The organism is Enterobacter sp. FUJ80071 (assembly GCF_038739915.1).
Lineage (GTDB): Bacteria > Pseudomonadota > Gammaproteobacteria > Enterobacterales > Enterobacteriaceae > Enterobacter > Enterobacter kobei.
Genome location: NZ_JBBXKH010000001.1, coordinates 4,388,991 through 4,403,070 on the forward strand (window position 1 = coordinate 4,388,991; position 14,080 = coordinate 4,403,070).

Consider the following 14,080-nt stretch of genomic DNA (forward strand, 5'->3'; position numbering starts at 1 on the left):
ACTATTAGGCCAAAGCTATGATCCGTATTTCCGATTCTGCACAAGCGCACTTTGCCAAACTGCTGGCAAATCAGGAAGAAGGGACGCAGATCCGCGTGTTTGTGATCAACCCAGGCACGCCGAATGCAGAATGCGGTGTCTCTTATTGTCCGCCAGACGCTGTGGAAGCAACTGACACTGCCCTTAAGTTTGAACAGCTCACCGCTTATGTTGATGAGCTGAGCGCGCCGTATCTTGAAGATGCGGAGATCGACTTCGTCACCGACCAACTGGGCTCTCAGCTGACCCTGAAAGCGCCGAACGCCAAAATGCGTAAAGTCTCAGACGATGCCCCGCTGATGGAGCGCGTTGAATATCTGCTGCAATCCCAGATCAACCCCCAGCTGGCGGGTCATGGTGGTCGCGTTTCCCTGATGGAAATCACGGAAGATGGCCTGGCGATCCTGCAGTTTGGTGGCGGCTGTAACGGTTGTTCTATGGTCGATGTGACGCTGAAAGAAGGGATCGAGAAGCAGCTGCTGAACGAGTTCCCGGAACTGAAAGGCGTACGTGACCTGACCGAGCACCAGCGCGGCGAGCATTCTTACTACTAAGCCGTCTGCCTTTGCCCGGTGGCGCTGCGCTTACCGGGCCTACAAAACAGTTACTGCATCCGAATCGCAGGCCGGGTCAGGCGAAGCCGCCACCCGGCTTTTGTTTTCCCGCCGCGCCTCCTCTATATGTTGACCTGCGTCTCATAATTCACATTTTGCCTGCCTGGGTGATTCTCAACCACGTCATGTTACCCGTATCATTCTCGTGGGCACTAAGCACACTCATAACAGCCGACTAAACTTAATGGTTTGCAAGGCATCAGTATTAGTGCCGTTACTTCTCTGTTCCCAGTTGGGACAATCGGAATGTGTCGTTGAAACAATGACGTTACCCATAACAATTCAAAGGCCAGGTAAATCATGCCATTAGTCATCGTTGCTATCGGTGTTGTGTTATTACTGCTCTTGATGATCCGTTTCAAAATGAACGGATTTATCGCTCTGGTTCTGGTGGCACTTGCAGTCGGTCTGATGCAGGGTATGCCGCTGGTTAAAGTTATCAGCTCCATTAAAGCCGGTGTCGGCGGCACGCTCGGCAGCCTGGCGCTGATCATGGGCTTCGGTGCCATGCTCGGCAAAATGCTGGCAGACTGTGGCGGCGCGCAGCGTATTGCCACCACGCTTATCGACAAATTTGGTAAGAAGAACATTCAGTGGGCGGTGGTGTTGACCGGTTTTACCGTCGGTTTCGCGCTGTTCTATGAAGTGGGCTTCGTGCTGATGCTGCCACTGGTGTTCACCATCGCAGCGGCAGCTAACATTCCGCTGCTGTTTGTAGGTGTGCCAATGGCTGCGGCGCTGTCCGTGACCCACGGCTTCCTGCCACCTCACCCGGGCCCAACGGCAATCGCCACCATCTTCCACGCCGATATGGGTAAAACCCTGCTGTTCGGTACGATTCTGGCAATCCCGACCGTGATTCTGGCAGGCCCGGTATATGCCCGCTTCCTGAAAGGTATCGATAAGCCAATTCCGGAAGGTCTGTACAGCGCGAAAACCTTCACCGAAGAAGAGATGCCTGGCTTTGGCGTCAGCGTCTGGACCTCACTGGTACCGGTGATCCTGATGGCGATGCGCGCCGTGGCAGAGATGATCCTGCCGAAAGGTCATGCGTTCCTGGGCGTGGCAGAATTCCTGGGCGATCCGGTCATGGCTACGCTGATTGCCGTCCTGATCGCGATGTTCACCTTCGGTCTGAACCGGGGTCGTTCAATGGATCAGATCAACGACACATTGACCTCTTCCATCAAAATTATTGCCATGATGCTCCTGATCATCGGCGGTGGCGGTGCGTTCAAGCAGGTGCTGGTTGACAGCGGCGTGGACAAATACATCGCTGCGATGATGCATGAAACCAACGTGTCGCCGCTCCTGATGGCCTGGTCTATTGCCGCGGTTCTGCGTATTGCGCTGGGTTCTGCAACCGTTGCTGCGATTACTGCAGGCGGTATCGTTGCGCCGCTGATTGCCACCACGGGCGTCAGTCCTGAGCTGATGGTTATCGCGGTCGGTTCCGGTAGCGTGATTTTCTCTCACGTGAACGACCCGGGCTTCTGGCTGTTTAAGGAGTACTTCAACCTGACCATCGGTGAAACCATCAAGTCCTGGTCCGCGCTGGAAACCATTATTTCGGTGTGTGGCCTGGTTGGGGTGCTGCTGTTGAATATGGTGGTTTGATGTCATAAGTCGGGTGGCGGCTTCGCCTTACCCGACCTACTGGCTCCATGTAGGCCCGGTAAGCGTAGCGCCACAGGGCAATAAAAAACCCGCCACTGGCGGGTTTTTTATCACTTCTTAGCAGCCGCTTTTCGCCGCTTATCCAAATCCTTAATCAGCCTGTTCACCCCGTCATCGGCAAACATCTTCTCAAGCGTTGTGGACAATTTGCGACGCCAGTTCTTGTACTGATAGCTGGTGCCCGGGATGTTCACCGGCTCCGCCATATCAATCCAGTCTTCCGGCTGAAGGCCAAGCAGAGCGCTGTTGCTGTCGGCAATATAGCGCTGCAAACCGCGGTTGAGCGTTGGCGTCATCGCCATCAGCGACGCCTTGTGACCGGCGCGCTTCGGCAGGCAGCCATGCTTATGCAGCGCATCCAGCAGCCCCTGCTTCGCCAGCTCGCGATCCTGATACAGCCCGCGCAGAACCTCTTCATCAGGATAGAGACCCAGCGTTTTCCCGAGCGTCAGATCGCCGCTTTCCCAGTAGCCTCTGAGCGTAGGAAGATCATGCGTCGTCGCGACTGCCATTGACTGTTCTGGATACGCTTTCGGCGCGCGGAAGGTTTTCTCATGGTCGTTTTCAAAATAGAGCACTTTATAGGAGTACACGCCGCTGTCGCGGAGCTTGCTAACAATTTCCACCGGCACGGTACCGAGATCTTCCCCGATCACCATACACTGGTGACGCTTACTCTCCAGGGCCAGGATCGACAGCAGATCGTCTACCGGATACTGGACGTACGCGCCGTGATCGGCCGTTTCACCGTAAGGGATCCACCACAGGCGCAGTACGGACATGACGTGGTCAATACGCAGCGCGCCACAGTTTTGCATGTTCGCACGCAGCAGGTCGATAAACGGCTCGTAGGCGCGCGCCGCCATCACGTGCGGATCCATCGGCGGCAAGCCCCAGTTCTGACCGAGCGGCCCAAGGATATCCGGCGGCGCACCGACGGACGCTTTCAGGCAGTAAAGCTCACGGTCACACCAGGTTTCCGCGCCGCCTTCTGCCACACCGACGGCCAGGTCGCGATACAGGCCGATCGGCATGTTATAGCCCTGGCTTACCTGCCAGCAGGCGGCAAACTGGCTGTAGGCCAGCCACTGCAGCCACAGATAGAAGTCCACCTCGTCGGCATGCGTTTTACAGAAAGCTTTGACTTCCGGGGTGTCCACGGACTGGTACGCTTCCGGCCAGACCGGCCAGCCCCAGCGCATTTCGTCCTCTTTCACCTGATGCGCGTGCAGCGCATCGAATGCCGCCTGCCAGTAGAGGCTTTCGCCTTCCTGCGCCACAAACTGGCGGAAGGCCGCCATCTGATCGTCATTGCGCTTAGCAAAGCCTTTCCAGGCCAGACGCAGCGCCGCCATTTTTAGCGCGGTCACAGTAGCGTAATCGACCCAGTCCGCTTCGCGGGCCTGTTTCAGCATCTGCTTCGTGGTCTCAAGCTTCCACCACGCCTGCGCGTCTTTACTGTTTTTAAAATCATCCAACGCGTTAACGTCGATATAAATGACGTTCAGCCAGCGACGGGAGGACGGGCTGTACGGGCTGGCGCTTTCCGGGTTCGCCGGATAGAGCGCGTGGATCGGGTTGAGGCCGATGAACGCGCCGCCGCGCTCACCCACGGAGGCCAGCATATTCTTCAGATCGCCAAAATCGCCGATGCCCCAGTTGCTGTCGGAACGCAGCGTGTAGAGCTGCACGCAGGCGCCCCACAGCTTTTTGCCTTCGAGCAGCGCCTGCGGCTCATAGCAGCGTTTTGGCGCGACAATCACCCGGCAGTGAAAACGCTGCTCGTCCTGGGTGAGCGTCAGGCTGTGATAGCCCTCCGGCAGTTTCGCCGGAAGGTTAAACGCTTTGCCGCCGGTGGCGTGGCCTTTATGCTGATGCCCCTCTTCGGTGGTGAGCAGCCAGCTAAACTCGCCGCGCCCCTCCACCGTCAGCGACATTTTTTTGCCCGCAGTAAAGACCTTTACGTTTGGCACCGGTAGTGCCGACGCTTTCGCGTCGGCTTTGTGCATGGCATTCAGCAAACGTCTTTTGGTGTCCGCACCAATAGACTGCGGTTTGCCGTGCGCATTGATGTAACTGAGGCTAATTCCCGCCGCCTGCGCGGCACTGTCCAGACGTTTACTCTCCATCGCGCTTCCTTAGCGTTTTGCCTGCCAGATACGAGCCTGATAATCACGGATTGAGCGGTCAGAGCTGAACATACCGCAGCGCGTCGTGTTCAGAATGCATGCCCGGGTCCACGCGTCCTGGTCGCGATACAGCACGTCGACCTGCTTTTGCGCGTCCACATAGGCGGTGAAATCGGCCATCACCAGATACGGGTCACCGCCATGCTTGTCCATGCTGTGCAGCATCTGGTCAAACGCGTGCTTGTCACCGTCGCTGTATTTACCGCTCTCCAGCTCTTTCAGCACCGCATCCAGCACTTTGTCTTTCTTACGCCATTTCACCGGGTCGTAGCCTTTGGCCTTGATGGCTTTCACCTCTTCCACGGTATGACCGAAGATGAAGATATTCTCTTCACCGACCTGCTCAGCGATTTCGACGTTCGCACCGTCCAGCGTGCCAACGGTCAGCGCACCGTTCAGCGCCAGCTTCATGTTACCGGTGCCGGAGGCCTCTTTCCCTGCGGTCGAGATCTGCTCGGAAATATCCGCCGCCGGGATCAGCATTTCAGCCGCCGAGACGCAGTAATCCGGCAGGAACACCACCTTCAGCTTGTCGCCCACCTTCGGATCGTTGTTGATCGCCGCCGCCACTTTATTAATGGCGAGGATGATATTTTTCGCCAGGTAGTAGCCCGGTGCCGCTTTCGCACCGAACAGGAACACGCGCGGCACGCGGTCGGCCTGCGGGTTCTCGCGGATCTCTTTATACAGCGCCAGGATGTGCAGCAGGTTAAGGTGCTGACGTTTGTACTCATGCAGGCGCTTGATCTGGATATCGAAAATGGCATTCGGGTTGATCTCAATCCCTGTGCGCGCTTTCACAAACGCCGCCAGACGAACTTTGTTCTCCAGCTTGATGGCACGGTACTGCTCGCGGAACTTCGCGTCATCCGCGTATTTTTCCAGGTTGATCAGCTGGTCCAGATCGTTGGCCCACTCTTTCTTCAGGGTCTTATCCAGCAGATCGGCCAGCAGCGGGTTGCACTGCTTGATCCAGCGACGCGGCGTGATGCCGTTGGTCACGTTGTGGAATTTGGTCGGCCACAGCTGGTGATATTCCGGGAACAGATCTTTAACCACCAGATCCGAGTGCAGGGCCGCTACGCCGTTCACCGCAAAGCCGCTCACCACGCACATGTTCGCCATGCGAACCTGCTTATCGTGGACCACTGCCAGCTTCGCCCAGACCGCTTTATTGCCTGGCCAGGTTTTATCCACCAGGGTTTTAAACCGATCGTTAATCTTGTTGATGATCTGCATATGGCGCGGCAGCAGCGCTTTCACCAGCTTCTCATCCCAGCACTCCAGCGCTTCCGGCATCAGGGTGTGGTTGGTGTAGGCGAAGGTGCGGCTGGTAATCGCCCAGGCGTCATCCCAGCTCAGCTGATGCTCGTCGATCAGCACGCGCAGCAGTTCAGGAATGGCGATGGTCGGGTGCGTGTCGTTGAGCTGAATCACTTCGAAGTCCGGCAGCTGTGCCAGCTTGCGGCCCGCCAGGTGATGACGGCGCAGAATGTCCGCCACGGAGCAGGCGCACTGGAAATACTGCTGCATCAGACGCAGTTTTTTACCCGCCAGATGGTTGTCGTTCGGGTAGAGGACTTTGGTCAGCTTCTCGGCGTCGATACCCTGCTGCTCGGCACGCAGGAAATCGCCGTCGTTGAATTTGGTCAGGTTGAACGGATGAGCGTGCTTCGCCTGCCACAGGCGCAGCGGCTGTGCCACGCCGTTACGGTAGCCAAGCACCGGCAGATCCCAGGCTTCACCGGTGATGGTGAAAGCCGGTTCCCAGAGGCCTTGCTTTGTGACTTTCCCGCCGATGCCGACCTGCACGTCCAGCTGCGCATTGTGGCGGAACCACGGGTAGGTATTGCGGTGCCAGTCATCTGGCGCTTCCATCTGGTGACCATCAGCGAACGACTGACGGAACAGGCCATACTGATAGTTGAGGCCATAGCCAATGGCGGACTGGCCAACCGTTGCCATGGAGTCAAGGAAGCAGGCCGCCAGGCGACCCAGACCACCGTTACCGAGAGCCGGGTCAATCTCTTCTTCCAGCAGGTCAGTCAGGTTGATGTCGTGCGCTTTCAGCACATCACCCACCTCCTGATACCAGCCAAGGTTCAGCAGATTGTTGCCCGTCAGGCGGCCAATCAGGAATTCCATCGAGATATAGTTGACGTGACGCTGGCCTTTGACGGGCTTCGCCACGGGCTGAGCATCCAGCTGCTCTGCGAGCGCCCCGCTCACCGCCTGCCACCACTGGTGAGGCGTCATCTCATTTGCAGCATGAAGGCCAAAACGCTGCCACTGACGCGTCAGGGCAGCCTGGAATTGAGCTTTGTTGAAGGTAGGCTGTGACATAGGGGATCGGCATCCTTTAGAAAGAAAACACAAGTTGGCGCTAGTGTGCCTGGCTCATTTCACCTCTTCCTCATCCTGTGGGGGATTAGACAGGGAGGAGTAGCGGGGATGAGCATAAAAGTGTGATCGAGGCCACTCTCAGAGCATAGCCTGAGTGTGCCCGGAAGAGGAAAACGTCACCGGGAAGAATGTCAAAGAAATGAAATGCAGTTTCGGATGAAATTAATCCGCGCTGAAATGATTACTTACGTAGAATAATATTTCTGCAATTGGGTCATATCTAAGGAGATTATTAAGCTCACTGAACTTTACCCGGACTTTATTAAATTTGGCGTCACTATCCCTTTCTGAAACCAGTTTCAGCATAACCGCAAGAGAACCATACAAGCCAGCACTGGCGCGGCGTCACAGCCCTTTCAGGAAAGTTCCATCATCTGCCTGAATGTTTTGTGACAGAGTGCAAATTCAGAGCCACCAAATCCAGACATAACTTGCAATAGTTCTCTATCTGTCCGACCTTATAGCTATTAATTACGAAGCGCAAAAAAATAAAATCTCTCGTTCCCCACAGTGAAGTGAAACCTATGTTGATTCCGTCTAAATTAAGTCGCCCGGTTCGTCTCGACCATACAGTGGTCCGCGAGCGTCTGCTGGCTAAACTTTCCGGCGCGCATAATTTCCGACTGGCGCTGATTACGAGCCCTGCAGGTTATGGAAAAACAACGCTCATTTCGCAATGGGCCGCAGGTAAGAGCGATCTTGGCTGGTACTCCCTTGATGAGGGCGATAACCAGCAAGAGCGTTTTGCCAGCTATCTGATTGCTGCCATTCAACAGGCCACGAATGGACACTGCGTCGCCAGTGAGGTGATGGTGCAAAAGCGCCAGTACGCCAGCCTGTCCTCCCTTTTCTCTCAGCTGTTCATTGAACTGGCTGAATGGCATCGCCCGCTTTATGTGGTAATTGATGATTATCATCTGATTTCAAATCCGGTTATCCACGAGTCGATGCGTTTCTTCCTGCGCCATCAACCGGAAAACCTGACCCTGGTGGTGCTGTCGCGCAACCTGCCGCAGCTGGGCATTGCCAACCTGCGCGTGCGCGATCAGCTGCTGGAGATTGGCAGCCAGCAGTTGGCCTTTACCCATCAGGAAGCGAAACAGTTCTTCGACTGCCGCCTGACCTCGCCGATTGAGGCCGCTGAAAGCAGCCGCCTGTGCGATGACGTCGCGGGCTGGGCCACGGCGTTGCAGCTGATTGCCCTCTCTGCGCGGCAAAACAACAGCCCGACACACCAGTCGGCACGGCGTCTGGCCGGTATCAACGCCAGCCATCTCTCTGATTATCTGGTGGACGAGGTGCTGGACAGCGTTGATCCTTCAACCCGTCATTTCCTGCTGAAAAGCTCCCTGCTGCGTTCGATGAACGACGCGCTGATCGTGCGCGTTACCGGCTGTGAAAACGGCCAGTTACAGCTGGAAGAGATTGAACGTCAGGGCCTGTTCCTGACACGCATGGACGATCCCGGCGAGTGGTTCAGCTACCATCCCTTGTTTGGTAGCTTCCTGCGCCAGCGCTGTCAGTGGGAGCTTGCCACAGAACTGCCGGAAATCCATCGCGCCGCCGCTGAAAGCTGGATGGCGCAAGGCTTCCCGAGCGAGGCCATTCACCACGCGCTGGCTGCCGGTGACGCCAGTATGCTGCGCGATATTCTGCTCAACCACGCGTGGGGGCTGTTTAACCACAGCGAACTGACGCTGCTGGAAGAGTCGCTGAAAGCCCTGCCGTGGGAGAGCCTGCTGGAGAACCCGCGTCTGGTTCTGCTGCAGGCCTGGCTGATGCAAAGCCAGCACCGCTACAGTGAGGTCAATACCCTGCTGGCGCGTGCCGAGCAGGAGATGGAAAGTGAAATGGATACTACCCTGCACGGCGAATTTAACGCCCTGCGGGCGCAGGTCGCAATTAACGACGGCGACCCGGATGAAGCGGAACGGCTGGCGATGGTCGCGCTGGATGAACTGCCGCTGGCTAATTTCTACAGCCGCATCGTGGCGACCTCGGTACACGGGGAAGTACTGCACTGCAAGGGCGAGCTGACGCGTTCCCTTTCCCTGATGCAGCAAACCGAGCAGATGGCGCGCCGCCATGATGTGTGGCACTACGCCCTGTGGAGTCTGATTCAGCAAAGTGAAATTTTATTCGCTCAGGGGTTCCTGCAGGCTGCCTGGGAAAATCAGGAAAAAGCGTTCCAGCTGATTCGTGAACAGCATCTGGAACAGCTGCCGATGCACGAGTTCCTGTTGCGCATTCGCGCTCAGCTGCTGTGGGCATGGTCACGCCTCGATGAAGCAGAAAGCTGCGCCCGTCAGGGTGTGAACGTGCTCTCTGGCTTCCAGCCGCAGCAGCAGTTGCAGTGCCTGGCGCTGCTGGTGCAGTGCTCGCTGGCGCGCGGCGATCTTGATAACGCCCGCAATCACCTTAACCGTCTGGAAAACCTGCTCGGCAACGGCCAGTACCACAGCGACTGGGTGTCAAACGCCGATAAGGTCCGGGTGATTTATTGGCAGATGACGGGGGATAAAAAATCCGCCGCCAACTGGCTGCGTCATACGCCAAAACCAGAGTTTGCCAATAACCACTTCCTGCAAAGCCAGTGGCGCAACATCGCCCGCGTGCAGATCCTGCTGGGTGACTTCGAGCCTGCCGAGATCGTGCTGGAAGAGTTAAACGAAAACGCCCGTAGCCTGCGCCTGATGAGCGATCTGAACCGCAACCTGCTGCTGCTTAACCAGCTTTACTGGCAGGCGGGACGCAAAAATGACGCCCAGCGCGTGCTGCTGGAAGCGCTGCAGCTGGCGAACCGTACCGGGTTTATCAGCCACTTTGTGATTGAAGGTGAAGTGATGGCGCAACAGCTGCGCCAGCTGATTCAGCTGAATACCCTGCCGGAGCTGGATCAGCATCGTGCTCAGCGTATTCTGCGCGAGATTAACCAGCATCATCGCCACAAATTTGCGCATTTTGATGAGAACTTCGTTGAACGTCTGCTGAACCATCCGGAAGTGCCGGAGCTTATTCGCACCAGCCCGCTCACCCAGCGGGAATGGCAGGTGCTGGGGCTGATCTATTCCGGCTACAGCAACGAGCAGATTGCCGGTGAGCTGGCGGTGGCGGCAACCACCATCAAAACGCACATTCGTAATCTGTATCAGAAGCTGGGCGTGGCGCATCGTCAGGATGCGGTACAGCATGCGCAGCAGCTCTTGAAGATGATGGGGTATGGCGTGTGATTCCTTGCCCGGCGGCGCTACGCTTGCACGGGCCTACGGGGTTTCGTAGGTCGGGTAAGCGCAGCGCCACCCGACACAATTCCTAGCACAATTCTAACTGCAAATTATTATCTTTAATCACCTGCATCACGCCCGCTGGCGGCATCGCGTCGGTATAGACCGCATCCACGATGCTGATGCTGCCCATGTTCACCATCGCGTTACGGCCAAACTTCGAATGGTCCACCACCAGCATCACGTGGCGTGAATTTTCAATAATCGCGCGCTTGGTGCGCACCTCGTGGTAATCAAATTCCAGCAGCGAGCCGTCGCTGTCGATACCGCTGATCCCCAGAATGCCGAAATCGAGGCGGAACTGAGAGATAAAGTCGAGCGTCGCTTCACCGATAATGCCCCCGTCGCGGCTGCGCAGTTCACCACCGGCGAGGATGATCCGGAAATCGTCTTTCTGCATCAGAGTGTTGGCGACGTTCAGGTTGTTAGTGACCACGCGCAGGTTCTCGTGATCCAGCAGCGCGTGAGCAACCGCTTCCGGCGTGGTGCCGATGTCAATAAACAGCGTCGCCCCGTTTGGGATTTGGCTCGCCACTTTACGGGCTATGCGTTCTTTTTCCGCCGTCTGCGTGGCTTTACGGTCATGCCAGGAGGTGTTGACCGAGCTGGACGGCAGCGCCGCACCGCCGTGGTGGCGCAAAATACGGTTCTGATCGGCCAGATCGTTCAGGTCACGACGGATCGTTTGCGGGCTGACGGCAAACTGCTCGACGAGCTCTTCGGTGCTGACGTATCCCTGTTTTTTCACCAGTTCGATAATGGCGTCATGACGTTGTGTTTGTTTCATCAATTATCCCTGAGAATTATGTTCGTTTTCGCGCATGGAGCGTGTCGGCAAGCGCCATTGCCAGCCCGACCGCCAGGCCGGTGACGTGCGCACCATTGGCGATAGACATACCAAACAGATCAAACCATCCGGCAATTAGCCATATTAACGCAAAGGCTATTAATCCGCGTTGTAAATAGATGCCGCTTTCCGGGTCGCGCTCTCCGCGAAGCCAGACATAGCCCATCAGGGCGTAGACGACGCCCGACAGCCCACCGAACCACGGGCCGCTGAATTTATGCTGCACGTAGCCGCTCAACAGGGCGCTAATCACGGTGATCACGATCAGCTTACCGCTGCCGAGTCGCTTCTCGACAATCCCGCCGAGATACCACCACCACAGCAGGTTGAAGAGAATATGCATCACTGAGAAGTGCATCAGCGCATGGGTGAAGTAGCGCCAGACGTCAAACTCCAGAGAGGGGTCGTACGGCCACGCCAGGGCGATCATCACGCTCTGGTCGCCCACCACGTTCATGATAATGAAGACGATAATACAGGCGGCCATCAGCAGCAGCGTAAACGGCCCTGCGCGCTCGCGAATAGTGGCAATAAAAGGGAAACGACTGTAATGCAATCCGCTGCCCGTCTGGCCGGATTGCCAGCTTGCCGCCAGATAGCGCGGGTCGCCAGGATTTTCAAGAAAACGCGCCAGCTCCTCGTTTACCCGCCCGGCCTGGCTCTCATCGGCCAGCCAGACATCGGTCTGCGTATGTTGCTGAATGGTCAGAATAACGCCCTGCGTTGCCATATAGTCGACAAACGCCTGGGCGACGCGCGGATTGGTAAAAGAGGTGATCATCAACATGGGCAGCGGTCGCTTATTTCCACACAAAAGGGAACAGTATAGCGGGATTAGCGCTCAAACGCGTATTCCACTTCTGCCGGGAAATGACGATGCCAGGCATCGAAGCCGCCGTCGACGCTGTACACCGCGTCGTAGCCCTGCTGAAGCAGATACTGCGCCGCGCTTTTGCTGCTGTTGCCGTGGTAACACATCACCATCACTGGCGTATCGAAGTCGTTATCGCGCATAAACGCGCCCAGCGTGTCATTGGTGAGATGGAACGCGCCCGGCGTATGGCCCATCGCAAAACTCTGCGGATCGCGGATATCCACCAGCACCGCCGTTCCCTGGTGCATCTTCTGATGGGCTTCTTCTACGTTAATACATTCAAACTGATCCATGGTGTTCTCATCTTATATTCGGGTGTGGTGCGGTTTTCCCCCTCACCCTACCCTCTCCCGGAGGGAGAGGGAAACGGATCCCCCTCTCCCCGTGGGAGAGAGCTGGGGTGAGGGCATCAGACCGCACTATTTTACCCCGTAGTGTACGTCCTGGCGGCGGATAAACGCCATTATGTTATCCATATCACTCTAAATTGTTTTTTTGATGTTACCAAAAGCGCGTTCCTTTGCTATTATGAGCGATATCGAACATTTTTGAGCTTTAACGAAAGTGCATGAGGGTGTTATGGAAACCAAAGATCTGATTGTGATAGGCGGTGGCATCAACGGTGCCGGTATTGCGGTCGATGCCGCAGGACGCGGTTTATCCGTGCTGATGCTGGAAGCTAACGATCTCGCCTGCGCGACGTCGTCCGCCAGCTCCAAGCTGATCCACGGTGGCCTGCGCTACCTGGAACACTACGAATTCCGCCTGGTCAGTGAAGCGCTGGCCGAACGTGAAGTGCTGCTAAAAATGGCGCCGCATCTGGCGATCCCGATGCGTTTCCGTCTGCCCCATCGCCCGCACCTGCGTCCGGCGTGGATGATCCGAATTGGTCTGTTTATGTACGATCATCTGGGTAAACGCACCAGCCTGCCGGGTTCGAACGGTTTGCGTTTTGGCTCAGAATCGGTCCTGAAGCCTGAAATCGTGCGCGGTTTCGAATATTCCGACTGCTGGGTGGACGATGCACGTCTGGTGCTGGCGAATGCGCAGATGGTGGAGAAGAAAGGTGGAGAGGTGAAAACCCGTACCCGCGCTACCGCCGCGCGTCGTGAAAACGGCCTGTGGATCGTCGAAGCAGAAGACATTGATACCGGCGAGAAATTCAGCTGGAAAGCGCGCGGTCTGGTGAACGCCACCGGTCCGTGGGTGAAGCAGTTCTTCGACGACGGCATGCATCTGCCTTCGCCGTACGGCATCCGCCTGATCAAGGGCAGCCATATTGTGGTGCCGCGCGTACACACGCAAAAACAAGCGTACATTCTGCAGAACGAAGATAAGCGCATCGTGTTTGTGATCCCGTGGATGGACGAATTCTCGATCATCGGCACCACCGACGTGGAGTACAAAGGGGATCCGAAAAACGTTGAGATCGACGAGAGCGAAGTGAACTACCTCCTTAAAGTGTATAACGCACACTTTAAGAAACAGCTGTCCCGCGATGACGTGGTATGGACTTACTCCGGCGTGCGTCCGCTGTGCGATGACGAGTCTGACTCACCGCAGGCCATCACCCGCGACTATACGCTCGATATTCACGACGTAGACGGCCAGGCGCCGCTGCTGTCGGTGTTTGGCGGCAAGCTCACCACCTACCGCAAGCTGGCGGAGCACGCGCTGGAAAAACTGGCCCCGTACTATAAGGGCATTGGCCCGGCATGGACCAAAGGCGCGGTACTGCCCGGCGGTGATATCGGCGACAACCGCGACGATTATGCCGCGAAGCTGCGCCGTCGCTTCCCGTTCATTACCGAAGGCATGGCGCGCCACTACGCCCGCACCTACGGCAGCAATACCGAGCTGTTCCTCGGTGATGCGAAGGACATTGCGGATCTGGGCGAGCATTTCGGTCACGAGCTGTACGAAGCCGAGCTGCGTTACCTGGTCGAGCACGAGTGGGTTCGCCGCCTGGACGACGCCATCTGGCGCCGTACCAAAGAAGGGATGTGGCTGAATGCCGAACAGCAATCGCGTGTGGCGCAGTGGCTGCAGCAGCATGCGGGAAAGCGTGAGCTGTCATTAGCGTCTTGATGTAAAAAAGCCCGGTGGCGCTACGCTTACCGGGCCTACGGGATCGAGTAGGCCGGGTAAGGCGA

9 protein-coding genes are annotated in these 14,080 nt (G+C 56.8%); 4 read left to right on the forward strand and 5 right to left on the reverse strand.

Going from position 1 to position 14,080, the window contains the following annotated elements:
* Positions 1-17 precede the first annotated feature (17 nt).
* The gene (gene nfuA, locus AAER43_RS21380; RefSeq protein ID WP_003861601.1) at positions 18-593 is read left to right on the forward strand and encodes a Fe-S biogenesis protein NfuA; all 576 of its coding nucleotides are present in this window, start codon (positions 18-20) and stop codon (positions 591-593) included.
* Positions 594-953: 360 nt separating this feature from the next.
* Positions 954-2,270: a gluconate transporter gene (gene gntT / locus AAER43_RS21385; RefSeq protein WP_014885546.1), complete on the forward strand. Its 1,317-nt coding sequence runs from the start codon at positions 954-956 to the stop codon at positions 2,268-2,270.
* Between the two features lie 110 nt (positions 2,271-2,380).
* Here gntT and malQ read toward each other — a convergent pair whose 3' ends face one another.
* A complete protein-coding gene (gene malQ / locus AAER43_RS21390; RefSeq protein ID WP_050862876.1) occupies positions 2,381-4,459 on the reverse strand; it encodes a 4-alpha-glucanotransferase in 2,079 nt (692 codons plus the stop codon).
* Positions 4,460-4,468: 9 nt separating this feature from the next.
* Positions 4,469-6,862, reverse strand: coding sequence for a maltodextrin phosphorylase (gene malP, locus AAER43_RS21395; protein WP_050862875.1), 2,394 nt, complete (start codon positions 6,860-6,862; stop codon positions 4,469-4,471).
* A 584-nt stretch (positions 6,863-7,446) separates the two neighbouring features.
* On the opposite strand from malP, the gene malT reads away from it, so the two are divergent.
* Positions 7,447-10,152, forward strand: a complete 2,706-nt coding sequence (malT, locus tag AAER43_RS21400; RefSeq protein WP_342702021.1) for an HTH-type transcriptional regulator MalT — start codon at positions 7,447-7,449, stop codon at positions 10,150-10,152.
* Between the two features lie 82 nt (positions 10,153-10,234).
* Here malT and AAER43_RS21405 read toward each other — a convergent pair whose 3' ends face one another.
* The 3 genes from AAER43_RS21405 to glpE are packed head-to-tail and all read right to left on the reverse strand — an operon-like array spanning position 10,235 to position 12,220.
* Positions 10,235-10,993 carry a DeoR/GlpR family transcriptional regulator gene (locus AAER43_RS21405; protein ID WP_014885550.1) on the reverse strand — a complete coding sequence of 253 codons (759 nt, stop codon included), beginning with the start codon at positions 10,991-10,993 and terminating at the stop codon, positions 10,235-10,237.
* 16 nt (positions 10,994-11,009) lie between these two features.
* Positions 11,010-11,840 (reverse strand): rhomboid family intramembrane serine protease GlpG, encoded by an 831-nt coding sequence (gene glpG / locus AAER43_RS21410; protein ID WP_050862874.1) that lies wholly within the window; start codon positions 11,838-11,840, stop codon positions 11,010-11,012.
* 47 nt (positions 11,841-11,887) lie between these two features.
* Positions 11,888-12,220 (reverse strand): thiosulfate sulfurtransferase GlpE, encoded by a 333-nt coding sequence (gene glpE / locus AAER43_RS21415; RefSeq protein WP_050862873.1) that lies wholly within the window; start codon positions 12,218-12,220, stop codon positions 11,888-11,890.
* A 286-nt stretch (positions 12,221-12,506) separates the two neighbouring features.
* Between glpE and glpD the strand changes: the two genes are divergently transcribed.
* A complete protein-coding gene (glpD, locus tag AAER43_RS21420; RefSeq protein ID WP_014885553.1) occupies positions 12,507-14,015 on the forward strand; it encodes a glycerol-3-phosphate dehydrogenase in 1,509 nt (502 codons plus the stop codon).
* Positions 14,016-14,080: the final 65 nt, after the last annotated feature.

Bases quoted from the DNA above. Each gene is read 5' to 3' on its own strand.
- nfuA (WP_003861601.1), top strand. From the start codon at position 18: ATGATCCGTATTTCCGATTCTGCACAAGCGCACTTTGCCAAACTGCTG.
- gntT (WP_014885546.1), top strand. From the start codon at position 954: ATGCCATTAGTCATCGTTGCTATCGGTGTTGTGTTATTACTGCTCTTG.
- malQ (WP_050862876.1), bottom strand. From the start codon at position 4,459: ATGGAGAGTAAACGTCTGGACAGTGCCGCGCAGGCGGCGGGAATTAGC.
- malP (WP_050862875.1), bottom strand. From the start codon at position 6,862: ATGTCACAGCCTACCTTCAACAAAGCTCAATTCCAGGCTGCCCTGACG.
- malT (WP_342702021.1), top strand. From the start codon at position 7,447: ATGTTGATTCCGTCTAAATTAAGTCGCCCGGTTCGTCTCGACCATACA.
- AAER43_RS21405 (WP_014885550.1), bottom strand. From the start codon at position 10,993: ATGAAACAAACACAACGTCATGACGCCATTATCGAACTGGTGAAAAAA.
- glpG (WP_050862874.1), bottom strand. From the start codon at position 11,840: ATGTTGATGATCACCTCTTTTACCAATCCGCGCGTCGCCCAGGCGTTT.
- glpE (WP_050862873.1), bottom strand. From the start codon at position 12,220: ATGGATCAGTTTGAATGTATTAACGTAGAAGAAGCCCATCAGAAGATG.
- glpD (WP_014885553.1), top strand. From the start codon at position 12,507: ATGGAAACCAAAGATCTGATTGTGATAGGCGGTGGCATCAACGGTGCC.